The 24030-nt window shown below is 62.1% G+C and carries 22 protein-coding genes; 11 read left to right on the top strand and 11 right to left on the bottom strand.

Translation table 11 applies throughout. The annotated features are described in order from the left end of the window. Positions 1-9 precede the first annotated feature (9 nt). The 7 genes from BM438_RS14255 to BM438_RS14225 all read left to right on the top strand — a co-directional run bounded on the left by BM438_RS14255 (position 10) and on the right by BM438_RS14225 (position 7106). Positions 10-1440 carry an efflux transporter outer membrane subunit gene (locus tag BM438_RS14255; protein WP_093634929.1) on the top strand — a complete coding sequence of 477 codons (1431 nt, stop codon included), beginning with the start codon at positions 10-12 and terminating at the stop codon, positions 1438-1440. Positions 1441-1488: 48 nt separating this feature from the next. After that, a complete protein-coding gene (locus BM438_RS14250; protein WP_093634866.1) occupies positions 1489-2673 on the top strand; it encodes a thiolase family protein in 1185 nt (394 codons plus the stop codon). A gap of 199 nt (positions 2674-2872) precedes the next feature. After that, a complete protein-coding gene (locus BM438_RS14245; RefSeq protein ID WP_093634865.1) occupies positions 2873-4150 on the top strand; it encodes a NupC/NupG family nucleoside CNT transporter in 1278 nt (425 codons plus the stop codon). 20 nt (positions 4151-4170) lie between these two features. Further along, positions 4171-4560 carry a cytidine deaminase gene (locus BM438_RS14240; protein WP_054040364.1) on the top strand — a complete coding sequence of 130 codons (390 nt, stop codon included), beginning with the start codon at positions 4171-4173 and terminating at the stop codon, positions 4558-4560. Beyond that, on the top strand, positions 4557-5522 hold the full coding sequence (locus BM438_RS14235; RefSeq protein ID WP_093634864.1) for a nucleoside hydrolase: 966 nt from the start codon (positions 4557-4559) through the stop codon (positions 5520-5522). Before BM438_RS14240 ends, BM438_RS14235 begins: the two co-directional genes overlap by 4 nt. Positions 5523-5811: 289 nt before the next feature. Next, positions 5812-6747 (top strand): 2-dehydropantoate 2-reductase, encoded by a 936-nt coding sequence (gene panE, locus BM438_RS14230; protein ID WP_093634863.1) that lies wholly within the window; start codon positions 5812-5814, stop codon positions 6745-6747. A 59-nt stretch (positions 6748-6806) separates the two neighbouring features. Continuing rightward, positions 6807-7106 (top strand): hypothetical protein, encoded by a 300-nt coding sequence (locus tag BM438_RS14225; RefSeq protein WP_093634862.1) that lies wholly within the window; start codon positions 6807-6809, stop codon positions 7104-7106. On the opposite strand, the gene BM438_RS14220 is transcribed toward BM438_RS14225, so the two are convergent. The 7 genes from BM438_RS14220 to BM438_RS14190 all read right to left on the bottom strand — a co-directional run bounded on the left by BM438_RS14220 (position 7107) and on the right by BM438_RS14190 (position 14028). Further along, positions 7107-8153: an ABC transporter substrate-binding protein gene (locus tag BM438_RS14220; RefSeq protein ID WP_093634861.1), complete on the bottom strand. Its 1047-nt coding sequence runs from the start codon at positions 8151-8153 to the stop codon at positions 7107-7109. It lies immediately after the preceding gene. A gap of 96 nt (positions 8154-8249) precedes the next feature. Continuing rightward, positions 8250-9377, bottom strand: a complete 1128-nt coding sequence (locus tag BM438_RS14215; protein ID WP_093634860.1) for an NAD(P)/FAD-dependent oxidoreductase — start codon at positions 9375-9377, stop codon at positions 8250-8252. After that, a complete protein-coding gene (locus BM438_RS14210) occupies positions 9370-10803 on the bottom strand; it encodes an FAD/NAD(P)-dependent oxidoreductase (RefSeq protein WP_093634859.1) in 1434 nt (477 codons plus the stop codon). The genes BM438_RS14215 and BM438_RS14210 overlap by 8 nt, the downstream gene beginning before the upstream one ends. Then, positions 10800-11219 (bottom strand): (2Fe-2S)-binding protein, encoded by a 420-nt coding sequence (locus BM438_RS14205; RefSeq protein ID WP_425270736.1) that lies wholly within the window; start codon positions 11217-11219, stop codon positions 10800-10802. Before BM438_RS14205 ends, BM438_RS14210 begins: the two co-directional genes overlap by 4 nt. Then, positions 11219-12013, bottom strand: a complete 795-nt coding sequence (locus BM438_RS14200; RefSeq protein ID WP_054040373.1) for an ABC transporter permease — start codon at positions 12011-12013, stop codon at positions 11219-11221. The genes BM438_RS14205 and BM438_RS14200 overlap by 1 nt, the downstream gene beginning before the upstream one ends. A 16-nt stretch (positions 12014-12029) precedes the next feature. Beyond that, positions 12030-12944, bottom strand: coding sequence for an ABC transporter permease (locus BM438_RS14195; protein WP_093634928.1), 915 nt, complete (start codon positions 12942-12944; stop codon positions 12030-12032). Continuing rightward, a complete protein-coding gene (locus BM438_RS14190; protein WP_093634857.1) occupies positions 12937-14028 on the bottom strand; it encodes an ABC transporter ATP-binding protein in 1092 nt (363 codons plus the stop codon). Before BM438_RS14190 ends, BM438_RS14195 begins: the two co-directional genes overlap by 8 nt. Before the next feature lie 303 nt (positions 14029-14331). Here BM438_RS14190 and BM438_RS14185 point away from each other — a divergent pair, with 303 nt between their 5' ends. From BM438_RS14185 to BM438_RS14170, 4 genes are all read left to right on the top strand, one after another. Beyond that, positions 14332-15210, top strand: a complete 879-nt coding sequence (locus BM438_RS14185; protein ID WP_093634856.1) for an IclR family transcriptional regulator — start codon at positions 14332-14334, stop codon at positions 15208-15210. 385 nt (positions 15211-15595) lie between these two features. Continuing rightward, entirely contained in the window at positions 15596-16093 is a 498-nt protein-coding gene (locus tag BM438_RS14180; protein WP_208620657.1) for a sorbitol dehydrogenase family protein, read from the top strand. A 34-nt stretch (positions 16094-16127) separates the two neighbouring features. Beyond that, the gene (locus tag BM438_RS14175) at positions 16128-17771 is read left to right on the top strand and encodes a GMC family oxidoreductase (protein WP_093634854.1); all 1644 of its coding nucleotides are present in this window, start codon (positions 16128-16130) and stop codon (positions 17769-17771) included. Positions 17772-17773: 2 nt separating this feature from the next. After that, positions 17774-19201, top strand: coding sequence for a cytochrome c (locus BM438_RS14170; protein ID WP_208620656.1), 1428 nt, complete (start codon positions 17774-17776; stop codon positions 19199-19201). Between the two features lie 115 nt (positions 19202-19316). On the opposite strand, the gene BM438_RS14165 is transcribed toward BM438_RS14170, so the two are convergent. The 4 genes from BM438_RS14165 to BM438_RS14150 all read right to left on the bottom strand — a co-directional run bounded on the left by BM438_RS14165 (position 19317) and on the right by BM438_RS14150 (position 24029). Then, positions 19317-20915, bottom strand: coding sequence for an OprD family outer membrane porin (locus BM438_RS14165; RefSeq protein WP_093634853.1), 1599 nt, complete (start codon positions 20913-20915; stop codon positions 19317-19319). A 177-nt stretch (positions 20916-21092) separates the two neighbouring features. Further along, positions 21093-22121 carry an ABC transporter ATP-binding protein gene (locus tag BM438_RS14160; RefSeq protein WP_093634852.1) on the bottom strand — a complete coding sequence of 343 codons (1029 nt, stop codon included), beginning with the start codon at positions 22119-22121 and terminating at the stop codon, positions 21093-21095. Continuing rightward, complete coding sequence (locus BM438_RS14155; protein WP_093634851.1) at positions 22118-23113, bottom strand: ABC transporter ATP-binding protein; 996 nt, start codon at positions 23111-23113, stop codon at positions 22118-22120. Before BM438_RS14155 ends, BM438_RS14160 begins: the two co-directional genes overlap by 4 nt. A gap of 1 nt (position 23114) precedes the next feature. Continuing rightward, positions 23115-24029: an ABC transporter permease gene (locus BM438_RS14150; protein ID WP_093634850.1), complete on the bottom strand. Its 915-nt coding sequence runs from the start codon at positions 24027-24029 to the stop codon at positions 23115-23117. Position 24030 lies beyond the last annotated feature (1 nt).

The raw sequence follows: 24030 nt of genomic DNA, 5'->3' as shown, positions 1-24030 counted from the left end.
GAACTCAGCATGAAACCAATCGTTATGAAAGTACTCGCGAGCGCGGCACTGCTGACTCTGGCGGCATGCGCGGTGCAGCCTGAAACGCACGCGGACCTGCAGCATACGGTTCAGACCGTCGCCCCGACCGCGTGGAATGTCGATGCTCCTCAAGACAGCATCAACGCCAATACATGGTGGGCGCAATTTGGCGAACCTGTCATGCATCAACTGGTGGAATCGGTGCTGACGGGCAATCTCGACGTGCAGGCCGCGGTGGAACGCGTCAAGCAGGCGCAGGATCTCGCGAAGCAGAATCGCGCGGCCTTGCTGCCTGAGTTGAACGCTAGCGCGACGGCATCGGACTCTCGCCAGAACACGCCACCACCGCTGGGCTATGTGCGTCAGGCCGGCGTCGGCGTGACGGCCAGCTGGCAGCCGGACGTTTTCGGTGGCGAACGTCTCGCTGTTCTCGCAGCCGAAGCGCAAGTGTCGGGTCGGCAGGCCGCCCTGAATCAACTGCGCCTGGCACTCGCGGCGAACACAGCGGCGGCGTACATCGATCTGCGCTGGGCGCAATCGCAATTGCAGATTCTCAGCGACAACGAACAGATCCGCGCCCGTGCGCTGAAACTTACGCAGCAGCGTTTGCATTACGGATTGTCGACGCAACTCGACGTCGCGCGTGCACAGAATCAGTTGGAAGACTTGCAGGCGCAGATCCCGCGCATCCAGTCGGCCGTGCAGCATCAACTCAGCCTGATCGCAGTGTATTCGGGGCGCACGCCGGAGAGCGTCGACGGCTTGCTGCTCGCCAACGCACGCGACATTCCAGTGCCCGCGCAAAGCGTGCCGCAGATGCTGCCGTCTGAAGCGCTGCTGCAGCGCCCGGACGTACGCAATGCTTACGCCACGGTCGAGCAGCGCGCGGCGGAAGTGGGTGTGTCCAAAGCGCAGCGCTATCCGCAGTTCAGGCTCAATCTCGCCGATGGTCTGCTGGCCTCGTCGTACCTCGGCTTGCCGACGCTGACCGATAACCTCTTCAGCGCGGCATTGAACGCAACGAGTCCGATCTTCAACGCTGGCCGCATCACCGCGAATATCGATGCGAGCGAAAGCCGGATGCGTGAGTCGCAACTCGGCCTGCAGCAAACCATGCTGCAGGCGCTCAAGGAAATCGAAGACAACCGCAGTGACCTGGTGAGCGGCGCGGTGCAGGTGCAACGCCTGGGCGGCGCGCTGGATGCCTCGAACCACGCGCTGCGTCTGTCGAGTGAGCTATACAAGGGCGGCGCGACAGACTTCCTCGATGTGCTCACCGCGCAGGAGGCGTATCTGCGCGATGCCGAATCGTTGAATCAGGCCAAACGCGAGCATGCGCTCGCAGCGGTCGCGCTGTACCGCTCGCTCGGCGGCGGCTGGGATGTCCCCGAAACGGTCACGGCCGCATCGGCGAATTGATGCGCGTGGATGTGACGGTGAAAGTTGTAGTCCAACTGGAGATGAATGATGAGTACGCGTGAAGTAGTGATCTGCAATCCGGTGAGAACGCCGATCGGCGCATTCGGCGGATCGTTGAAAGAAGTACCCGCAACCGAACTCGGCGCGGTCGCGGTGCGTGAAACGCTGCGGCGCAGCGGTCTCGATCCGGCCGCGTTGGCCTCGGTGGTGCTGGGCAACGTGATTCAGGCGGGCAACCGGATGAATCCGGCGCGTCAGGCGTCGATTGGCGGCGGCGTGCCGGTGGCCGTGCCTGCGTTGACGGTCAATCGTGTGTGCGGCTCGGGCGCGCAGGCGATTGCATCCGCGGCCCAGGAAATCTGGCTTGGTCTCGGCGATGCAGCCGTGGCCGGCGGCATGGAAAACATGGACCGCGCACCGTATCTGCTCGACGGCGGCCGCTGGGGCTACCGGATGGGCAACGCGCAAATCCATGACAGCCTGCTGCGCGACGGCCTGAACGACGCGTTCTCCGGCGAGCATTCGGGCTGGCATACCGAGGACCTCGTCGCGCAGTTCGACCTCACGCGCGAAACGCAGGACCGTTGGGCCGCGCGTTCGCAACAGCGTTTTGCCGAAGCGCAGGCGCGCGGCGATTTCGACGCTGAACTGGTCGCCGTCGAAATTCCGGGGCGCAAAGGTCCGCAGCAATTCACGAGCGATGAACAGCCGCGCCCGGATACCACGGTTGAAACGCTCGCCAAACTGCGTCCGGCATTCCGCCCGGACGGCACGATTACCGCAGGCAACGCGCCGGGCCTGAACAGCGGCGCGGCAGCCATGCTGGTCGCCGAACGCGGGTTCGCTGAGGCGCGTGGTATCGAGCCATTCGCGCGGCTAGTGGCGTTTGGCATCGCGGCCGTCGAACCGGGTATGTTCGGCCTCGGTCCGGTGCCGGCCGTGCAAATGGCCCTGGCTCGTGCGGGTTGGCAACTCAATGACGTTGAACGCTTCGAGATCAATGAAGCCTTCGCTGCCGTGCCGATCGCAGTGGCGCGCAGACTCGGCATCGCGGATGAACTCATCAATGTGCAGGGCGGCGCGATCGCGCACGGTCATCCGATCGGTGCGACCGGTGCGGTGTTGACGACACGCCTGCTTCATTCGATGCGCCGCGACGGCCTGAAACGCGGCATCGTCACGTTGTGTATCGGCGGCGGGCAGGGGATTGCGCTGGCATTGGAAGTGATTTGAGATCGGTGGCTGCGGCGCGTCGCGATGGCGGTGTCACGAACCGCGATCGCGCCGTGGCCGTTTTGATGCCGTTTAGATGCAACGTGCATCAATCGCCCAGTGCCGTGCAGCAAACAGTCGTTACGCGATGTTGAAAGTTTTTTCTCCAGCATCAGTTTCGTTTAGCATCATTGCCACTTTCACAAGAACACCAAGAGACATGGCACTGATCGCTCGAAACATCCTCGGTATTGCCGTACTGCTACTCATCGCTTTTATCTTTTCAACCAACCGGCGCGCCATCCGCTTACGGACTGTAATTGCGGCGCTGCTTGCGCAGATTGGTATCGGCGCTTTCATTCTCTTCGTCCCATTTGGTAAGACGGTCCTGGCTGCCGCTGCGTCCGGCGTCAATCACGTACTCGGCTATGGCAACGCGGGCATCGAGTTCCTGTTCGGCGGCCTCGTGCAGGCGAAGATGTTCCAGGTCTTCGGCGACGGCGGCTTCGTTTTCGCCGTGCGGGTGTTGCCGGCCATCATCTTCGTGACCGCGCTCATTTCCGTGCTGTACTACCTCGGCGTGATGCGCTGGATCGTGATCGTGCTCGGCACGATATTCCAGAAACTGCTCGGCGTATCGAAGCTCGAATCCTTCTCAGCCGTTACAACGATCTTCCTTGGCCAAAGCGAAATGCCTGCGGTGGTCAAACCGTTCACGCGCGATATGACCGGTGCCGAACTGTTCGCGGTGATGTCGAGTGGCATGGCGGCGGTTGCCGGTTCGGTGCTGGCGGGTTATGCGGGCCTTGGCGTGCGGGTTGAATATTTGCTCGCCGCGTCGTTCATGGCGGTGCCTGGCGGCTTGCTGTTCGCCAAGATCATTCACCCGACCACCGAGCCGAGCCGTGTACATCTCGAGGACCTCAGCTTCGATGAAAAACGCCCCGCAAATGTGATTGAAGCCGCGAGTTCCGGCGCGACCGTGGGCCTGAAAATCGCCGTGATGGTAGGCGCGATGCTGATCGCGTTCGTCAGCCTGATCGCATTGCTCAACGGCATTGTGGGCGGCATAGGGGGTTGGTTCGGCCATCCGCAACTGTCGATGCAATCGGTGCTCGGCACGGTATTCGCGCCGCTCGCGTATCTGATTGGTGTGCCGTGGAGCGAAGCCGCAATCGCCGGCAATTTCCTCGGGCAGAAGATCATTCTCAATGAATTCGTCGCATATGCGTCGCTGTCGCCGTATCTGAAAGATGCCGCAAGCGTAAGCGCCGCCGGCCTGCAGGCCCTCGACCCGCGAACCCTTGCTATTCTGTCGTTTGCGTTGTGCGGCTTCGCGAACTTTGCGTCGATCGCGGTGCTGACGGGCGGCTTTAGCGCCGTCGCGCCGGAACGCCGCGCCGAAGTCGCACGCTACGGCCTGCGTGTCGTGCTCGCCGCGACGCTCTCGAACCTGATGAGCGCTACGATTGCGGGCATGTTCCTGACGCTGAATTGAATCGAATTGAGGATCGTTGCATGAACATGGAACAACTGCTGGAACGCGCGGGTGTCGCGCGAGAGAAGGCCTATGCGCCTTATTCGAAGTTCAAGGTCGGCGCTGCGCTCCTGACCAAAGACGGCACCGTATTCGACGGCTGCAATGTCGAGAACGCCTCGTACGGATTGTGCAATTGCGCTGAACGTACGGCGTTTTTCAGCGCGATCGCAGCGGGCTATCAGCGCGACCAGTTCGCCGCGCTCGCCGTGATCGGCGATACGGATGGACCGATTGCTCCATGTGGCGCGTGCCGCCAGGTGATCATCGAACTGGGCGGCCCCGAATTGCCGATCCGGCTCGGCAATCTGCATGGCGCCACCCGCGACACCACTGCGCGTGAACAATTGCCGGACGCGTTTTATCTATGAGTAAGCACAAGGTTATCTACGACACCGATCCCGGTGTGGACGATGCGATGGCGCTCGTTTTTCAGGCGCTTCATCCGGACATCGAATTGCTGGGTCTGACAAGCGTATTCGGCAACGCCACGATCGAAACCACTACGCGCAATGCGCGGTTCCTGGCTGGGCGGTTCGCGCCGGGCGTGCCGGTTGCGCAGGGTGCCGCGGCACCGCTCAAGCGTGCGGCACCCGAACCGCTCGCCTGGATTCACGGCGACAACGGGCTTGGCAACATCGCGATCGAAACCGATGCTGAAGCAGCGCTCGACGCGCGCCCCGCATACCGCTTCATTATCGACACGGTGCGCGCTCATCCCGGCGAAGTCACGTTGATCGCGGTGGGCCCGCTCACGAACCTGGCATTGGCGCTGGCCGACGATCCGCAGATCGCGCCTCTCGTCAAACAGGTGGTCATCATGGGCGGCGCGTTCGGCACGGACGGCGTGCTCGGCAACGTGACGCCGGCGGCAGAAGCGAACATCCTCGGCGACCCCGATGCTGCTGACATCGTGTTCGGCGCACAGTGGCCGGTTGTGATCGTCGGGCTCGACGTTACGCAGCGCACCATCATGAGCCGGGATTATCTGGCGTCGCTGCGCGAGCGCGGCGGTGCAGCAGGGCAGTTCGTGTGGGACGTGTCGCGGCACTACGAAGCCTTTCATGAGCAAAGCGCGCAACTTGAAGGCATTTACGTGCACGACTCGTCGGCAGTCACTTACGTGCTGGCGCCGCATCTTTATACGACTCGCAGTGGTCCCGTACGGGTGCTGACGGACGGTATTGCCGTGGGCCAAACCATCCAGAAGCCTTCCACGATGCCGGTGCCCGCGCCGGACTGGGACAGTCGGCCCGACAGCACGGTGTGCCTGGGCGTGGATGTGCCGGGGATGCTCGCGCTCTACGAGCGCACTATTTGCGGCACGCTGTAGGGTGATCTTGCGAAGCTGCCGCCGTTTGGTAGGGGCGTCGCCTCTTCAAGTGCCGCTCTTCACGTAACCCGGCGCGAGCAAACGCCTGGCGGCGTGGCAATTGATCTGACATAAGAAATAAAGCGGAAACACCGGGGCCGCTGTGCAATGCAGCAAACCGGCCCGCCATTGTGGCCGATGCATATCGTCAATCTTTGCTACATTTCTGCAGACGTGCTGCGCAGGCGGTTTTCGAGGCCTTGGCATACCGACCCGGCGCGCGTGACCCAAATCTATCAAGAGGCAAAAGATGCGAATTCTAGTAGTAGGGGCGGGCGCCGTGGGCGGCTACTTCGGCGGACGTCTCGCAGCGGCCGGACAGGACGTGACCTTCCTCGTGCGTCCCGGCCGCGCGGAAAAGCTTGCGCGTGACGGCCTCATCATCAACAGCGCGCGCGGCAATCTCGCCTTGCGCGACGTCAAGACGATACTCGCCGGTGTCGCCGCGGAGCCGTTCGACCTGGTGCTGCTCAGTTGCAAAGCCTACAGTCTCGACGACGCGATCGATTCATTCGCACCGCTGGTCGGCGAATCCACGCTGATTCTGCCGATGCTCAACGGCATGCGCCATATCGACGTGCTCAAGGAAAAGTTCGGTGCGTCACGCGTACTGGGCGGTCAATGCGTGATCGCGGCGACGCTCAGCCCTGACCAGCACATCATGCATCTGAACGAAACGCACGCGATCACCTTCGGTGAACTGGAAGGCGGCACGTCCGAGCGCGTAGAGGCGATTGCGGACGCGATGGCCGGCGCGAATTTCGATGCCGTGGTCAGCGACAACATCTTGCTGCGCATGTGGGAAAAGTGGGTGTTCCTGGCCACACTCGCGGCGAGTACGTGCTTGATGCGCGGTTCGGTCGGCGATATTCTGGCTGCGCCGGATGGCAAGCGCATCATCGAAAACCTGCTCGGCGAGTGCCGTGGCGTCGCGGAGCACACGGGCTTTACGATGGGCCCGGACTTCGACGCTCGAGCTACCCAAACACTCTTTACACCTTCGCCGCTAACAGCTTCGATGTTGCGCGACGTCGAAAATCACTCGCATACCGAGGCGGACCACATTCTTGGCGATCTGATCTCGCGCGGCGGCGATGCGCAGAAGGGCGAGCACGGCCTATCGTTGCTGCGTATCGCCTATAGTCATCTAAAGACGTATGAAGCAAGGCAGGCCCGTACATCCTGAGTGACGGGAACGCGGGCGACGGGGACGGCAACAGCAGCCTAACGTTTCGGAGGTGAAGCATGCCGAGTCCAACCGGATCCGTACCCGCGCTCAGTGCCGCTTCGGCGACGATCTTCTCGATCGGCATCGTCTTTCTCGGCTACTGGGGCTTGTACGACCAGACGAAATGGCACGTGTCCGACGTCTTCGTCTTCGTGTTTGCGATGATCGGCTTCGGCTGCCTCGGGCTCGTGCCTTGGATGGCGACGAGCCCCGTTGAACCGGAAAACAGCGACGTCCGCATCCGGGTTGCGCGGCACATGTTCCTTATCGGCGTGCTGTCAATCTGGCTGGGCGTGGCGATTTCGGTGATCTTCTGATTAACGCTCGATCTGCCTGTTCCAGCGCGTATCCCACTGCGCGCGGTGCGCATTGATCGTGTCCCAATCCACCACGGTCAGCTTCTTCACCATATCGTCGACGTTACCCAGGCTTTGCTGCATCGGCGGCGTCATCTTCGCGAGACGATTGGTCGGAATCTGCTTGCCGGCCTCGGCGGCCTTGGTCTGAGCCGGCGCGGACAGCAGGAACTGCGCGAGCTTCTGCGCCAATTGCGGGTCCGGGTTGTTGTTGACCACGCACAGATCGACGAGCAGCAACACCGGACCTTCCTTCGGACTCACATAACCAACCGGAATGCCCTTGTCCTGCAGATCGCTGACGGCAGTCGGCGTCAACGGGAACAGGCCCGCTTCGCCCGTCTGGACCATTTCGGAAATCTTCGCTGAGTTCGGCACGTACTCCACCACGTTCGGGCCAACTGTCGTGGCCCATTTCGTGAAGCCCGGTTCGACGTTCTGCTCGCTGCCGCCCATCAAGCGATTGATCGCCAGAAAGCCGTGCAGGCCGAAGGTGCTGCTCGAAGCGGACTGGAACACCACCTTGCCTTTGTACTTCGGATCGGCAAAGTCCATCCACGAAGTCGGCGGCGCCCAGCCTTTTTCAGCAAACAGCTTCTTGTTGTACGCAATGCCGGTCATGCCGAGTTGCACGCCCGCACCCATATCGTCCTTCATGCGCGCGAACGGGTAGAGCTCCTTGAGCACCGGCGAATCGTCGAGCTTCTTGCACACGCCCATGCTGACCGCGCGCGCCATCACGCCGTCGTCGAGAAACACCACGTGGATTTGCGGATTGGCCTTGTTGGCGAGCAGCTTGGCGAGAATGTCCGACGAGGTGCCGGGCACCACGACCACTTTGACGTTGTTGGCTTTCTCGAAGTCGGGCAGGACCTGGCTCGTATAGGCCTTTTCCATCGGACCGCCGTTCATGCCGATGTAAATGGTCTTGGTCTCCGACCATGCCGGTGCGGCCGCACCGAATGCGCACAATGCGGCCAGCGCCGCGATCGTCTTGAACAGTTTCATTGAGGGGCTCCTGAGTTTCATTAATCGATAACGAGGCGATAACGAGGCGATGACTGGGCGATAGCAAAGCGGTAAGCGGTAAGCAATAAGCGATAACTAGGCGACGGATGGCGCAGCAACAGCAGCGAAGCGATTGATCGAAAAAGCGTCGAGCGGTGTGGCCGTGGCGCCGTCGATCACGAGATCCGCGAGTATTTCGCCGACCCCTGGCGCCAGCAAAAACCCGCCGCCCGAAAAGCCGAATGCATGCAGCAAACGCGGTACCGTGCGGCTCGCACCGATGATCGGATTGCTGTCGGGCGTCTCGCCTTCCACGCCACTCCATGTGCGGATCAGCAGCGCCTCGCGTAGCGGCGGCAGCAGGGCGCACGCATCGCGCATCACGGCGCGGGTGGTTTCCGTCGACGGTTGACCGTATTCGCCGTCGCCATGTCCGCGGCCGCCGCCGATCACGCAATTGCCGCGCGCCACTTGCCGTGCGTAGATGCCGCCGCCGTACACGCCGAGGTTGTGCGTGATGAAATGCGGCAGCGGCTCGGTAACCCACATGTTCGGGTAGATCGGTTTCATCGGTGCGGTTTCGCCGAAGTACCCGGCAACCGTATTCGCCCATGCGCCGGCGGAATTGATCAGCCAGTCGGCGCTGATGCGCGTGTCGCCGGCACGTAACTGGAAGCGTGTGCCGTCGTGATGGATATCGGTCAGTTCGGTTTGCTCGCGCACGTCCGCGCCTGCGGCGCGCGCGGCACGTGCGAACGCGGGTGAGACCAGACGCGGATTCGCATGGCCATCGGTCGCACAAAGCGAGCCGCCGACGGCTGCCGCGCCCAGCCACGGATAACGTTGCCGGAACGTGGCGCCGCTGATGACCTGCGCTTGCAGTCCGTGGCCGCGCGCCATGTCCGCCCATGCTTCGAGCGCGGCAAGATCGGCTTCGCTGCGCGCGAGCCGCAAATGTCCTGACACGGTGAATTCTCCGTCGATGCCGATCAGCTCCGGCAAGCCGTCCCAGATGCGCCGTGCACGCATGGCGAGCGGCATCTGTTCGGCCGGTCGTCCCTGGACGCGCACGCCGCCGTAGTTCACGCCGCTTGCCTGCGCGCCGCAATAGCGCCGCTCGAACAGGCCCACGCGCAAGCCGCGTCGCGCGAGCGCCAACGCTGCCGATGAGCCGACCAGTCCGCCGCCCGCAATCGCCACGTCGTAGTGCAGGGTGTCACTCATCGCGCGCCTCTTCGGGAATCTCGGTCACATCGTCGGCATACATAGCGGGCGATAGCGGAATCGGTTTGACAGGTGGCTGGCTACGCAAGCGGCCTACGTCTTCGAGTGGTTTGCCGGTTTCTTCCGCCAGCAGCGTCAATGCCGCTTCGCCGCACATGCGTCCCTGGCAACGGCCCATGCCGACACGCGTGAGCGCTTTCAGTCGATTGATCTCGTTCGCTTCGCCACCACGGATGCAGCGCCGCAAGGTGCCTGCATCGATTTCTTCGCAGCGGCACACGGTCATGTCGTCGGGCCATTGGGCTGCGCATTTTGCCGGTGGTGCAAATGCCGCTTCGATACCTTGGCGAAACACAGCGATACGTTGCAGGCTGCGGTCGAGGGCCGCTGCGTCGCGCATGCCGGGACCACGTGGATGCGCGATGCCGAGGTCGTCGAGTAGCGCCAATGCCGTGCGACGCCCGGCGAGTTCGGCAGCGTCGGCGCCCGCGATGCCCGCACCGTCGCCAGCCAGATAGATGCCTCGCACGGTGCTGCGGCCGGCCGGGTCGAGTTCGGGTAGCCAGCAACGGTTGTGCGTATCGAAGCGGAAGCGGCACCCGGCAAGATCGGCGAGTTGGGTTTCAGGCTTGAGGCCGAAGCTGATGCCGACGGCGTCGCATGCGAGGGTTTCGGTCTTCGAGCCAACGGTTGAAGAGCGCCATTCAATCGCACTCACGCCTTGGTCGCCACGAATGCCGATCAGGTTCACATCGCGTTCGATCCGCACGCCGTGCATCTTTAGCCAGCCGACGTAGTACAGCCCTTTGGCGAACGTAGCAGGTTGCCACGCGAGTTTTGGCGCCGCGGCAATCTGCTGCGATAGGGGACTCGTGTCGAGTACGGCCACCACCTGTGCACCGGCTTTCACGTACTGATAGGCCACGAGATAGAGCAGCGGTCCTGTACCTGCGAGCACTACGCGCTGGCCGATCGCACAGCCTTGCGCCTTCAAAGCGACCTGTGCCGCGCCCAACGTATAGACGCCTGGCAGTGTCCAGCCCGGCACTGGCAGCACGCGATCGGTGGCGCCGCTTGCGATGATCAGATGCGAAAACGGCACGCTGATTTCGCGTCCTGCGTGCAACGTATCGAGGCGACCTGGTGCACAAGCCCAGGCCAGTGTGTCGGGGCGATAGTCGAGATGCGGAAGCAGCGAGGCCATCGTCGTATGTAGCGCGTCGGCTTTGTGCGCTTCAAAGCCATAGAGCGCTTTCTTCGAGCGCTGAAACGCGCCGCTCTCGGGTGGTTGACGATAAATCTGTCCGCCCCAGCGAGCGTTTTCGTCCAGCACGATGGGCTTGACGCCCGCTGCAACGAGTGTCTCGGCGGCGCGCACGCCCGCCGGTCCCGCGCCGACGATCACCACACGGTGTTCGTTGCTCATTGCGTTTCTCCGTTTGCCGTCACGACGGAGCTGGCAGCGGAAGCAGGACCGGCAACGAAAGTAACCTCAGCGAGCCGAGTAACCACCTGCATACCCTGCGTCACCAGCGTCGAGCACGCGCGCAAACGCAGACCCTCTTCGGTCCGCATCCAGCAATCCTGGCAAGCGCCGATCAGGCAGAATCCGGCGCGCGGCGCGCCGCTGAATTCGCTTTCGCGCACGCGACGTTGTTGCATCAGCACGGCGGTAAGCAGCGTATCGCCCTGCAACGCAGTGACTTCATGGCCATCGATAAAAAAGCTAAGCGGTTCACGCTGCGTCTCCGCAACGCGAACGAATTGCGCATCGCGTTTCGGCACGGCGGATTCGGAGGACGGCAAATTCGACGGCATGTTAGAGAGAGCAGTAGAAGACATCAGTGCTGGCCGATCAGAATCCGGTTGAGCCCGTACACGCGATCGAGCAGCAGCATCGCGCCGGCCGTAATGAAGATCACCAGCGCGGAAACGGAGGCCATCATCGGGTCGATCGATTCGGTCGCGTACATATACATACGTACCGGCAGCGTGACGGTTTGCGGCGAGGTGACGAAGATCGACATGGTCAATTCGTCGAAACTGTTGATGAACGCGAGCAACCAGCCGCCGGTAATGCCCGGCAGAATCATTGGGAAGGTGATGCGGCGAAACGTGGTCCATGCGTCGGCGCCGAGCGAGTGCGCGGCATGTTCGACGCTGCGGTCGAGACCGCTGACCGAAGCCAGCACGAGCCGCATCACGAACGGCGTGATGATAATCATGTGCGCGAGCACGAGCCACGCGAACGAACCGGTCGCGCCGATCAGCGCGAAGAAGCGCAGCAGTGCGATGCCAAGCACGAGGCCGGGAATCACCAACGGCGACAGCAATAAGCCATTAAGAAAACCACGGCCCGGAAAGCGCGCACGACCGATGGCCAACGCGGCTGGCAGAGCGACGATCAAAGACAACGTCGCTGAGGCGAACGCCAGTTTCAGGCTGTTGAAGAACGCCGAGATAAAGTCCGGGTAGTTGAGGATCGCGCGGAACCAGCGCAGCGATACGCCGTGTGTGGGCAGCGTGAGCGTTTCATCGGGCGTGAAGGCGACCAGCACGACGATCACGAGCGGCGCGAGCACGAACGCGATGACGAGCGTGTGGAAAATCAGCGCAATCGGGCCGTTTTTTCTCATGATGATCTCGCGAGGTTCAGCCGAGGCTTCTGGTGTACTTGCGTTCCAGAACCCGGTAGTAAGTGAGCATCACGATCAGATTCGCGACCAGCAACAGGAGCGCGATAGTCGCGCCGAGCGGCCAGTTGAGCGAACCGAGGAATTCGTCATAGACGGCGGTGGCGGCCACTTTCAGGCGCCGTCCGCCGAGCAGGCCGGGAATCGCGAACGCGCTCGCCGACAGGCCGAACACCATCAGGCTGCCCGACAGGATGCCCGGCGTGAGTTGCGGCAACACGATGCGGCGCAAGGTCGTGGCGGGCGACGCCATCAGCGAAAGCGCGGCATTTTCCGTTTGCGGGTCGAGTTTCTGCAACGCGGTCCACACCGGAATCACCATGAACGGCAGCATGACGTGCACCAGTGCGATGACGATTGCGAAAGTGGTGTATTCAAGCTTGTACGGTCCAAGCCCGACAAGACCGAACGCCTGATTCACGAGACCATTGCTATTGAGCAGCATGCTCCAGCCGAACGCGCGCACCACGACCGAAACCAGCAGCGGCGCGAGAATGATCAGCAGGAACATCGAGCGATACGGATCGCGCATGCGCGACAGGACGTAGGCTTCGGGCGTACCGATCACGACGCACAGCAGGGTGGTCAGAAAGGCGATGCCGAAGGTGCGCAGGAAGATCGTATGGAAATACGACGATTGCAGCACTTCCGCGTAATTGCAGAACTGGAACGCGGCGAGCGGGCCGCTCGCTGGATCGAAGCGGTAGAAGGTCAGCACCAGCGTCATGACGAGCGGCACCAGCACCAGCGTCGCAAACAACAGGAAAGCCGGCGCGCACATCAGCCATAAGGGCAGGAATGCGTGCCACGGGGCGCGGCGCGCGTTGCCGGTCTTCACGCTGTCGTCGTTCGAAGCGGGCAGCGTACTAGCCATGATGCGCATCCCGTTGAATGAAGCGGATCGCCTCGCTATTCCAGTCGACGCCGACCGCCGTGCCTTCCGGCAGCGGCTCGGTGCCTTCGTTCTGGCAGCACACCAGCACTTCGCCGAGCCGGCTGTCCACGCGGTACAACCATTGACTGCCGAGGAAGAAGCGGCTCGTCACGGTGGCCGCCAGACGTCCCGCATTCGGCGCGCACAGGCGCAGTTTTTCCGGACGAATGCACAACGTGACCGCGTCGCCGACGCCGATCACGCGTTCGCGCGCGGGCAGTTGCGCGGTGTGGCCGGTCTCCGCGAGGTCATGTCCAAGGTCGATGCGGATCGCGTCGCCGTCGCGCGACACCACGGTGCCAGGCAGCATGTTCGCCTTGCCGATGAACTGCGAGACGAATCTGTTCTCAGGCCGTTCGTACGCTTCGTACGGCGTGTCGATCTGCGTAATGCGGCCGGCTTCCATTACCACTACGCGGTCGCTGATCGACAGCGCTTCCGACTGGTCGTGCGTGACCATGATGGTGGTCGTGCCGATCTTGCGTTGAATGGCGCGCAGTTCGAACTGCATGTCTTCGCGCAGCTTGGCGTCGAGGTTCGACATCGGTTCGTCGAGCAGCAGCACGGGCGGCGCGATCACGATCGCGCGGGCAATCGCCACACGCTGCCGCTGACCGCCGGACAACTCGCGCGGAAAGCGGTGCGCGAGCGTATCGAGCCGCACCAGTGCCAGCGCTTCGCGCACACGTTCCTTGCGTTCGGCCTTGTCGATGTTGCGCATTTCCAGACCGAAGCCGACGTTGTCCGCGACGCTCATATGGGGAAACAGCGCGTAGCTTTGGAACACGATGCCAAGGCCGCGCTTGTTCGGCTTCATATGCGTGATGTCGCGGCCGTCGAGCGTGATGCGGCCGCGCGTCGTTTCAACGAAGCCCGCGATCATCTGCAGCGTGGTGGTCTTGCCGCAACCCGACGGTCCGAGCAGCGAAACGAACTCGCCTTTCTCAACCGACAGGTTCACGTCGGCGACTGCCTGCAGATCGCCGAACGATTTCGCTACGTCCGTGAGTGTGAGGAACGACATGATCTGGCCTTTGGATGGATCGACACCGGTTCAATCGGCTACTGCCTCGATGGAGCCGACTCTATCCAGCCAAATTGCATGGCGTCAATTTCAAATTCCGTTTGCCGGTATAAGTTTAGAAAAAATTCCGATGAACGGAATATATTCGGCAAGACTGGTATCAACTCTTCCGTTCCATGATCTCCGGAAAATCCCTATGAATCAGAATGAAGTGCAAATGGAACGGGCGTGCCGGGAATATTCCATTCACGGATAATTCCCTCTATAGTGTTCCGGTCAATGAAATAATTCGGAGCACCTGAGATGAATGCTGCCACCCAACGAGATGCCGATCCCGCACTGGCCGATGCGGGCAGTCCACCCGGCCCGGGGATGCTGGAGCGCGCTTTTGCTGTGATCCGTGCGTTATCCGAAGCGCAACCCGACGGCGGCCGCGTCACGCGTCTCGCGAAGGCGGTGGGTCTCACGCAAGGCACGGTGCACCGCATTCTTCATGCGCTGATCGCGGAAGGCATCGTCGAACAGGACGAAAATTCGAAGCTGTATCGGCTGAGCGTCGATTTCTTCGCGCTCGCCGCGCAGGCCGGCAATCCGAGCGGCATGCGCACGCTGTGCCGTCCCGCGTTGCTGCGGTTGTGCGCGAGTCTTGGCGATACGATTTTTCTGCTGGTCAAAAGCAGCTTCGATGCGGTGTGTCTCGACATCTGCGAAGGGCCGTTTCCGATTCGCTCGTTCACCGGCGATATTGGCGGGCGCGTGGCCTTGGGTGTCGGACAGGGGAGTCTGGCGATTCTCGCGTTCCTGCCGGAAGCGGAGCGCGAAGAGATCATTCGCTTTAACGTGCCGCGCATTCGCGGCTATGGCGTGCTCGACGAAGTGTATTTACGCACCGAGATCGAGCGTGTGCGCCAACTCGGTTACGCGGGTCGCAATAGCGGAGTGCTCGACGGCATGGCGGGTGTGGCGGTGCCGATTCTGGATCGCACCGGAGTGGCAGTGGCGGCGCTGAGCGTGGGCACGCTGGCGGCGCGTCTAGGCGACGATCGTCTGCCGATGGTGGTCGAGTTGCTGCGCCGCCAGGCAGATGCGATCGGCCCGCAAACCAATCCCTTCGACGTCGCGCTGCGTCGGCCGATGCATGGTTTGTCGCGAGCTATGACTACGGAGCGGATCGCGGGGTAATCCGAAATTGAAGCTGAAAGCGCAAAGGGCGTCACGTCTGGCCATAACGTGACGCCCTTCGATTTTTTTGGCTTCCGGTCATGTTCTGCCAAGGCGCTTTCATGACGGCGTCACGCGGATACAACATAAACATCTAATACCGCTATCGAATCTCGCTTGCTAGATTGCTCCCAAGAGCTATTCTCAACAATTGAGGGCTGCATCAATGCCGGCAACGACAACCGAAGCGGGCATCGCTTTCAGCAGGGCGCACTATCGAGGCGCCTTCTGATGCCGGCTACTCCTGTTCGCGACGTAGAACCGTGCTTCCAAACAACCCATTGCAGTTTCTCTGGCTGCGAGGTGACAGCATATGCCTGCTCGAGATCGTGACGACTCTCCGTCGATGTTCAACCTGTCGCGCCGCAAGGTAATCATTGGCGGCACGCTTCTGGCCGGCAGTCTCGCCGCAGGTCCGGCGCTGCCGGCGCTCTTGCCCGAAGCCGATACGCCGTTCATGCAGCTCTCGAAGCTCCTCATCCCGCACCAACTTGATGCGGAGATCGGCAAGCGCATTGTCGCTGCGCTAACCACCCTACGACCGACACTTGCCCAGGACGTGCCGGCCCTTCTCGCCATCGCGAGCAAGAAGGACGCGCGAATCGTGGAGGACTTTTTCCCCGACGTGCCAGAAGGCCCGCTTAAGGAAACAGCACTTTCGATTATCTCCGCCTGGTATATGGGCGTGGCGGTCGATGCGCCGGATGCTCAGGTATTCGCCTACGAGAACGCGCTGATGTACCAACCCACACGGGACGTCATGACGATTCCTTCGTATGCGAAGTCCGGGCCGAACGGGTGGAATGCCGACGCCCCGCCGCTCACCGACATGCCCAAATTCTGATTCGCTCACGCGTCGAATATAAGGAAACTTCAAGATGGCAACTGATGACAGCGCCGATCTCGTCGTCGTGGGCACAGGGGTGGTGGGCTGCCTGATCGCCGAGCAGGCCCTGGACGCGGGATTGTCCGTGTTGATGCTGGAGGCTGGACCTCGAGTCGACCGCTGGCGGATCGTCGAAAATTACCGCAACCTTCCACCGAACCTTCGAACGCATTGGGACGCGCCTTATCCACCCAGACCGTGGGCGCCGCATCTCGAGACGCGCACGCCGCATGAGCAGGAAGAATACCTGCAACTGGAAGGTCCGAATGCACGTGCGTACATGCAAGGTTATGTGCGCTACGCCGGCGGCGCGACCTGGCACTGGGCAGGCATTTGCTGGCGCATTACACCGGAAGACATGCGCATGAAGAGCCTGTACGGCGTCGGTCGTGACTGGGCATTCAGCTACGATGTGCTCGAGCCGTACTACACGCGTGCGGAGTACGCGATCGGCGTGTGCGGACCTTCAGATCCTGCACTGCAATGGCCGCCGAACGCAAAGCGCTCGAGGCCCTATCCGATGGGCCCGATTCCGTTCGGCCCTGGCGAGCAGCGCTTTACCGAAGTGGCTGCGAAACTTGGTCTCGTGAATCTGCCGGCGCCTCAGGCACGCAACAGCGGCGTGTCGTATCAAGGACGCCCGCCATGCTGCGGCAACAACAACTGCTTTCCCGTCTGTCCCATCGCAGCGAAATACGACGCGGCGACTGCATTGCCCCGGATCGAGTCGAAGGGCGGCCGCATCCTCGCCAACGCTGTCGTCTATAAAGTCGAAACCGGCGAGAAGAACGCGGTGCAGGCCGTGCACTATTTTGATTCCGACAAGCAGTCGCACAAGGTCACGGGCAAGGTGTTCGTGATCGCGTGCAACGGGATCGAGACGCCGAAGGTCTTGCTGCTATCCAAAGACGAGCGCAATCCGAACGGTGTGGCGAATAGCTCCGATCAGGTTGGCCGCAACATGATGGATCAGCCCAAGCTGGTCGCCGAAGTCGAATTGAGTGAGCCGTTGTGGACCGGGGTCGGGCCGGTGCAGAGCAGCAGTATTTTGAACACGACGCAGGGTGAGTTCCGCAGCCGTTATACGGGCGCCATGTTTCGCATGGAAAACGCGGCGCGTAGCGCGATCGGTGGTGTCGCCGCCTTGAAGAAGGGACTCGTCGGAAAAGCACTGGACGCCGAGATTCGCCGGCTTTCCGCCTGTACGGCGAAGCTGACTGTCGAGCATGAACCGCTTCCTTTGCCATACAACCGCCTGACTTTGTCGAGCAAGAAGGATTGGCTGGGCATCAACAAGCCGAACATCTACTACGACGTCAGCGACTACGTTCGCCTCAGCGCGAAGGAATACACCGTGCCCTTGCTGAAGCGGCTCGCGGCTGAGCTCGGCGCGACCAAGGTGGACATATCGCCTGAGTTTCTCAACAGCGATCACATCATGGGCGGCTGCATCATGGGCGCAGATCCTGCGACTTCGGTCGTCGACGTGGATTGTCGCGCACACGATCACCACAACCTTTTCCTGCCGGGCGGCGCCGCAATGACCACCGGCGGCGGCGTTAACAGCACGATCACAATGGCGGCGCTGGCGTTGAAGGCCGGCGACGCGATCGTCGCTCAACTCAAACACGGCTAATCATGCGCAACATCCGTATTCGCCATGGCCGACTATCGGCGGCCTTTGCCGGAATGTTCGTTGCTGTCTGTGCGCATGCCGCCGACGCTCCGGATCAGACGGCGGAATTAATCAAGCGCGGAGCGTATCTGGCGACGGCCTCGGATTGCGTTGCCTGCCACACCGCGCCAGGCAAGAAGCCATTTGCCGGCGGGTTGCCCATTAGCACCCCGGTGGGCACGATCTATTCGACGAACATCACGCCGTCGATGGACAGCGGGATAGGGCGGTACACAGAAGAGGACTTTTCCCGCGCGCTGCGTCTGGGTATCAGGCGCGATGGTGCCAACCTCTATCCCGCGATGCCGTACACGTCGTATGCGCGCTTGACGGACGTGGACACGCAGGCGTTGTACGCGTACTTCATGCACGAAGTGAAGCCGGTTGACGAGCCGGGCCCAACGACGAGTCTGCCGTTTCCGATGAACATACGCGCATCGATGAAGGGCTGGAATCTGCTGTTCCTCGACCCGAAACCCTATGCGCCGGACCCGCAGCAATCGGTGGAATGGAACCGCGGAGCGTATCTGGTGCAAGGCCCTGCGCATTGCAGCACCTGCCATACCGCGCGTGGCTTCCTGATGCAGGAGGACATGAGCCGTGAGTTGGGCGGCGCGCAGGTCGGGCCGTGGTATGCCCCCAACATAACGTCCGATACGGCTAGCGGCATTGGCAACTGGACGAAAGAGGAGCTCGCGCAGTATCTGCATACAGGGCGCGTACAGGGAAAGGCTCAGGCAGCGGGCAGCATGGGTGAAGCCGTCGAGCACAGTTTCCAGTACCTCGATATGGCGGACATCGACGCGATCGCCACTTACGTCAAGAGCGTTCCGGCTATTCGTGATTCGGCCGATGCAGGCACGCGTTTTACTGCGGGGAAGATTTCGTCGGAATTGAGTACGTTGCGCGGAGCCGACGGCATTCAAACGGTCGGGGAGGCCAACCCGAGCGGTGCGGAGTTATTCCAGGGCAGTTGTGCGTCCTGTCACTCGGCTCATGGTGAAGGCAGCAAGGATGGCTATTTCCCGAGCCTCTTCCACAACTCGGCGACAGGCGCGCGCGATCCGAACAACCTGATTGCCGCCATTCTGTATGGTGTGGATCGCAAGACATCGGCTGGGCAAGCGTTCATGCCGGGATTCGGCGGCAAGCCAACCGATGCCATGCAGCTCACCAACCGGGACATCGCGCTACTGGGCAACTACGTGCTGAAGCAGTATGGACGCACCGATGCAACAATCACGGAGGAAGACGTTGCCGAGATTCGCAGTGGCGGTCCCTCGTCCAACCTTATCGCGCTTGCACGAGGAGGCATGGCGGCAGGCGCGGTAGTCGTCGTGCTTATCGTGATTTTTTTCGTCGTCCGCCGTAGAAAGAGGCGCGCTGCGTGACCTGAAAAAAGTTCGATTGGCCGCGCTCTTCAGCGCGGCCAACGCCGGCAGCAACTGCGGACGAGTCGGTTTGCTCAGACCTTCACGGTCCCGGCGTTCTTTCGCGACTATTGGGTCAGAACACCTTCACCGGCACATTCACCACCAACCGGTACTCCATGTTGTTGCCATCGGAGTAATAGCGCGAGGCGTTGTGCCACATCGCGATGAACGTGACCTTGGTGTCCTTGAAGCGACCGCTTTGCAGCGTATAGCTCGGAATGAAGCCGAACTCGTGATGGTGGCCGTGCACCGGTTCGCCGTTCTTCCAGTACAGGTTATGCAGCGGTGCCGACGCCGAAGCATTGTCCGCGGCACCTGCCGACGCATCCGCACCCCAGCCATATTCGCCCCAGAACATCGCCTTGAGTCCCGGCACACCGGCGTATTTGCCGTCGAACGTATAGCGCAATTGCAGCGATTGCTCATGCGGCGCGTTGTAGTCGACGTCCATCGAGTTGGTCAGGTAGATACCGTTGGTCTCGTTGACGTAGTCGAAGAACTGGTCGCCAAGCACTTGCTGATAGCCGAGCAGCAGCGCATGCGGGCCGTGCTGTGCGGAAACCGACAGGCTGTACGCGTTGCTGTTGATATGCCCCTGGCGTGATGCGCCGGTGTCGTGCGTCGAGTAGATATTCGCGAGACCGCTCCACTTGATCGTGGTGGGGTCGCCGAACGATTGCGCGACCGAGCCGTAGTACTGACGCCAGACGTCGTCCGCCTGGTCGACGTACAGCGCCATTTCGCCGTTCTTCGCGTAGTGCCACGTACCGCCCACGTAGGTCAGGCGGTCGATGCGCGTGCCGCCGTACGAGGTGGTCAGGTTAGTCAGGTTCGTGTGGCCGCGTGCATCGACTTTGGTGAAACTGCCGGCTTCGAGCGTGGTGTGAACCAGATCGTTGCTGACCAACGAGACACCGAGGAAAGTCGGCGGCAGCGCGCGGTTGTCATGCGGTTCGAGGAACGGGTTGGCGACGGTCTGCAGACCGTACTTCACGATCGTTTCTGAAATGCGTCCCTTGATGTCATACATGCCGGGGTAAGCCCACGCGAGCTGCTGCGAGCCGCCGCCGTCCTTGCCGACGTGCACCATGTTGCCGGCGCCGTTGCCGCCGTCGAGCTTGAGCGCGGCGAACAGTGACGCGTCGAAACCGAAGCCAACCAGGCCTTGGGTGAAGCCGGACTCATAGTTGGCTTGCGCGCCCTGAACCCATGCGTGACGATAGATCGCGTTGGGCGCCTGGAAGTAGTCGGAGTAGTTGCGGAACTGCAGGTTCAGATGACTATCGGCGATAAAGCCTTTGCTCGCCGCCTGGCTCGACAGGGGCGTGGGTGGCGTGACTGTCTGATTGGCTTCCGCGTTGACGACGGCGTTAGTCGTGTCGGGTTGATCGTTGCGCACCTGGCCGCCCTGTTCGGCTCTGCGCTTACCGGACGTGGTGGCTTGCGCAATTTGCGGAGTTTCTGACGAGGGCGTTGCTTGCGAGCGTTGCGTAGGAGACGGAAACGTTTGCGCGAGTGTTTGAGTTTTCGTTGTATCGGAGGTGGGCTCCAATACCGCGTCGTCGGCGTAGGCGCTCGCGCCGATGGTCAGCGCGGGCAGCGTGAATGCGCAGTAAAAGAAGGTGGCTGCATTGGTTTTTTTTGACCACTTTTTTGTTCGGCTATCTTTCATGGTGTACGTCTCTGTTATTTTGGTGAATCCTTGGCTGGCGGTTAGCCAGTCCACGCTTATCGCTCGTCCCGCTGATGGCAGGACGAACGAATCCATCGGCGCGACGGCCCGCCGCGCCGGGGAATACGGTTTTAAGTTTTCAGACCTGGTTCTTTAGCGATCCCTCGAGGAGACGTCCTACGCGGCGTCCCCCACGCGAATGCACGCGACGCGTGTCGCGCTCGCGCCATGCGTGACAGCCTGCGGAATCTCGTTGGCGCAGGCCTCGATCGCATCCGGGCAGCGCGTGCGAAACGCGCAGCCGGAGGGTGGGCTGAGCGGCGACGCAATCTCGCCACGCAACAGCAGATGACGGCGTGCGCGTTCAACCACCGGATCGGGCACCGGCACGGCCGACAGCAACGCACGCGTGTACGGATGACGCGGCGTGCCATATACGTCGCGCTTGTCGCCGAACTCCATCACACGTCCCAGATACATCACCAGCACGCGGTGGCTGATCGCCTTGACGACCGCGAGATCGTGCGCGACGAACAGTAGCGACAACGACAATTCGCGCTGCAGATCGCGCAACAGGTTGACGATTTGCGCCTGGATCGAAACGTCGAGCGCCGACACCGGCTCGTCGCAGATCACCAGTTGCGGTTCACCGATCAACGCGCGTGCAATGCCGACGCGCTGGCACTGGCCGCCGGAAAACTCATGCGGATAGCGGCGCAGATGCTGCGCGTTGAGGCCGACGCGTTCGAGCATCGTCAGAACGCGCCGTTGCACGTCTGCGCGGGCGATGTCCTGGCCATGCGTGCGCAAGGGTTCGGAGACGATCTGTTCGATCGTCATACGCGGGTCGAGCGAGGCGAGCGGGTCCTGGAAAATCATCTGCACGTCGCGGCGCAAGCGCGAGGTATCGCGCTGAGCGCCCGTCAGGACAGTTTCCTTGTCGAGCCAGCGCACGCTGCCGCTCGCCACCGGCGCGAGGCCGATGATCGCGCGCGCGAGTGTAGATTTTCCGCAACCCGATTCGCCGACGAGTCCCACGGTTTCGCCGCGCCGCACGCTGAACGACACACCGTCCACCGCGCGCAGCGTCGCTTTGCCGGACCACGGAAAGCCGCCGCGCGGCACGCCGAATTGCACCTTGAGATTGTCGACCGTCAACAGCGTTGCCGGACTTTGGCCCTGGCTTGCAATGGAAGTGGCGTTCATACGTGTTGTACCTCCATGATTTCATGCACCGGGCGGTGGCACGCGCGCAACGCATCAGCAGATGTAGGCGACGCGATGAGCGCAGGCCGCGACTCGCGGCAGCGGTCGGAGCAATACGTGCAGCGCGGTGCGAATGCGCAGCCTTCGCCGACTTCGCCGGGCAAGGGCGGGTTGCCGGGAATGGTTTGCAGCGGACGGTCATCGTCGTCGGTGAGGCGCGGCAGCGCGTTCAGAAGACCGATCGTGTACGGATGGGTGGGGGCGGCGAACAGCGTGGCGGCATTCGCCTGCTCGACGGTTTGGCCGGCGTACATCACCATCACGTCGTCGCACAAACCGGCCACGACGCCCATGTCGTGCGTGATCAGAATGATTGCGGTGCGGCGTTCGCGGTTCAGTTCGCGCAGCAGCTCGATGATTTGCGCCTGCACGGTCACGTCGAGCGCGGTGGTCGGCTCGTCGGCGATCAGGATTTCCGGCTCGGAGAGGAGAGCCATCGCGATCATCACGCGTTGCCGCATGCCGCCGGAGAACTCGTGCGGATACATATTGATGCGCCGCGCAGCATCGGGAATACGCACCGTTTCGAGCGTTTCGATCGCACGGCGGCGCGCTTCGCGGCGCGACATCTTGCGATGCAGTTGCAGCGTCTCGGTCATCTGCCGTTCGATTGTCAGGAACGGATTGAGCGAGGTCATCGGGTCCTGGAAGATCATGCCGATGCGGTCGCCGCGAATCCTGTTCAACTCGGCCTCGTTCATCGTCAGCAGGTTCTCGCCGCGATAGGTCGCGGCGCCCGACACCTTGCCGTTGCCGGCCAGCAGGCCGAGCAGCGCCATCACCGTCTGGCTTTTGCCCGAGCCCGATTCACCGACGATGCCAAGCGTGCGGCCCGCTTCGAGCGAAAACGATACGCGCTGCACCGCGTCGACGGGTGCGCCCTCGCGGCGCGTGAAGCGCACGCTCAGGTCTTTGACTTCGAGTAGCGGCATGTCAGCGGTCCTTCGGGTCGAACGCGTCGCGCAGACCATCGCCGACGAAATTCACGGAATACAGTGTGATGCACAGCATCACGGCCGGGCACAGCAGCAGCCAGGGCATCGAATCGAGTTTCTGCGCGCCGTCCTGGATCAGCACGCCCCAGCTTGTCATGGGTTCCTGCACCCCGAGGCCGAGGAACGACAGCACCGATTCGGTCAGCACGATATTCGGCACCGTCACGCTCGCGTAGACCACCACCACGCCGAACAGATTCGGCACGATGTGGCGGGCGATGATCGAACGCGAACTCACGCCGATCGCACGGGCGGCGTCGATGAATTCGCGCGAGCGCAGCGACAGCGTCTGACCGCGCACCACACGCGCCATGTCGAGCCACGAGAACGCGCTGATGGTGAGCACGACCAGATAGAACGCGCGGCCGAACAGCGTCATCATCAGGATGGCGATCAGCATGTAGGGGATTGCGTACATCATGTCGACGATACGCATCATCACCGCGTCGACGCGGCCACCCAGATAGCCGGCGGTGGCGCCATACGCCACGCCGATCAGCCCCGACACCAGTGTGCCGAGCAGGCCGACTTCGAGCGACACGCGCCCGCCCTGCAGCGTGCGCGCGAGCAGATCGCGGCCGAGTTCGTCGGTGCCGAACCAGTGCATGTTTTGCAGCGTGGGCGCGAGGCTGATTGCGCTCCAGTCGCTATCGATCGGGTTGTTCGGCAGGAACCACGGACCGGCCACGCAGGCAATCACGATCAGCAGCAGGACGACAAAGCCGGTGAACGCCGCGCGGTTGCGCACGAAGCGCGCGGCAGCGGTGGCGAGCGGGCCGCGCGAACGCGGCGCGTTGGCAATGGCCGCGAGCGGATCGAGCGCCGCGGCAGTCGTTTGAAATGAGCGGGACATG

The sequence above is a fragment of the Paraburkholderia aspalathi genome (genome assembly GCF_900116445.1).
Taxonomy (GTDB): domain Bacteria; phylum Pseudomonadota; class Gammaproteobacteria; order Burkholderiales; family Burkholderiaceae; genus Paraburkholderia; species Paraburkholderia aspalathi.
The sequence above is the reverse complement of the archived record's forward strand: the minus strand, read 5'-3'. Positions and strand labels throughout refer to the sequence as shown.

Coding starts and splice junctions, on each gene's coding strand:
- BM438_RS14170 (WP_208620656.1), top strand. CDS start 17,774: ATGCGCAACATCCGTATTCGCCATGGCCGACTATCGGCGGCCTTTGCC.
- BM438_RS14220 (WP_093634861.1), bottom strand. CDS start 8,153: ATGAAACTGTTCAAGACGATCGCGGCGCTGGCCGCATTGTGCGCATTC.
- panE (WP_093634863.1), top strand. CDS start 5,812: ATGCGAATTCTAGTAGTAGGGGCGGGCGCCGTGGGCGGCTACTTCGGC.
- BM438_RS14250 (WP_093634866.1), top strand. CDS start 1,489: ATGAGTACGCGTGAAGTAGTGATCTGCAATCCGGTGAGAACGCCGATC.
- BM438_RS14180 (WP_208620657.1), top strand. CDS start 15,596: ATGTTCAACCTGTCGCGCCGCAAGGTAATCATTGGCGGCACGCTTCTG.
- BM438_RS14190 (WP_093634857.1), bottom strand. CDS start 14,028: ATGTCGTTCCTCACACTCACGGACGTAGCGAAATCGTTCGGCGATCTG.
- BM438_RS14200 (WP_054040373.1), bottom strand. CDS start 12,013: ATGAGAAAAAACGGCCCGATTGCGCTGATTTTCCACACGCTCGTCATC.
- BM438_RS14255 (WP_093634929.1), top strand. CDS start 10: ATGAAACCAATCGTTATGAAAGTACTCGCGAGCGCGGCACTGCTGACT.
- BM438_RS14175 (WP_093634854.1), top strand. CDS start 16,128: ATGGCAACTGATGACAGCGCCGATCTCGTCGTCGTGGGCACAGGGGTG.
- BM438_RS14245 (WP_093634865.1), top strand. CDS start 2,873: ATGGCACTGATCGCTCGAAACATCCTCGGTATTGCCGTACTGCTACTC.
- BM438_RS14215 (WP_093634860.1), bottom strand. CDS start 9,377: ATGAGTGACACCCTGCACTACGACGTGGCGATTGCGGGCGGCGGACTG.
- BM438_RS14195 (WP_093634928.1), bottom strand. CDS start 12,944: ATGGCTAGTACGCTGCCCGCTTCGAACGACGACAGCGTGAAGACCGGC.
- BM438_RS14155 (WP_093634851.1), bottom strand. CDS start 23,113: ATGCCGCTACTCGAAGTCAAAGACCTGAGCGTGCGCTTCACGCGCCGC.
- BM438_RS14205 (WP_425270736.1), bottom strand. CDS start 11,219: ATGTCTTCTACTGCTCTCTCTAACATGCCGTCGAATTTGCCGTCCTCC.
- BM438_RS14240 (WP_054040364.1), top strand. CDS start 4,171: ATGAACATGGAACAACTGCTGGAACGCGCGGGTGTCGCGCGAGAGAAG.
- BM438_RS14165 (WP_093634853.1), bottom strand. CDS start 20,915: ATGAAAGATAGCCGAACAAAAAAGTGGTCAAAAAAAACCAATGCAGCC.
- BM438_RS14160 (WP_093634852.1), bottom strand. CDS start 22,121: ATGAACGCCACTTCCATTGCAAGCCAGGGCCAAAGTCCGGCAACGCTG.
- BM438_RS14210 (WP_093634859.1), bottom strand. CDS start 10,803: ATGAGCAACGAACACCGTGTGGTGATCGTCGGCGCGGGACCGGCGGGC.
- BM438_RS14185 (WP_093634856.1), top strand. CDS start 14,332: ATGAATGCTGCCACCCAACGAGATGCCGATCCCGCACTGGCCGATGCG.
- BM438_RS14235 (WP_093634864.1), top strand. CDS start 4,557: ATGAGTAAGCACAAGGTTATCTACGACACCGATCCCGGTGTGGACGAT.
- BM438_RS14225 (WP_093634862.1), top strand. CDS start 6,807: ATGCCGAGTCCAACCGGATCCGTACCCGCGCTCAGTGCCGCTTCGGCG.
- BM438_RS14150 (WP_093634850.1), bottom strand. CDS start 24,029: ATGTCCCGCTCATTTCAAACGACTGCCGCGGCGCTCGATCCGCTCGCG.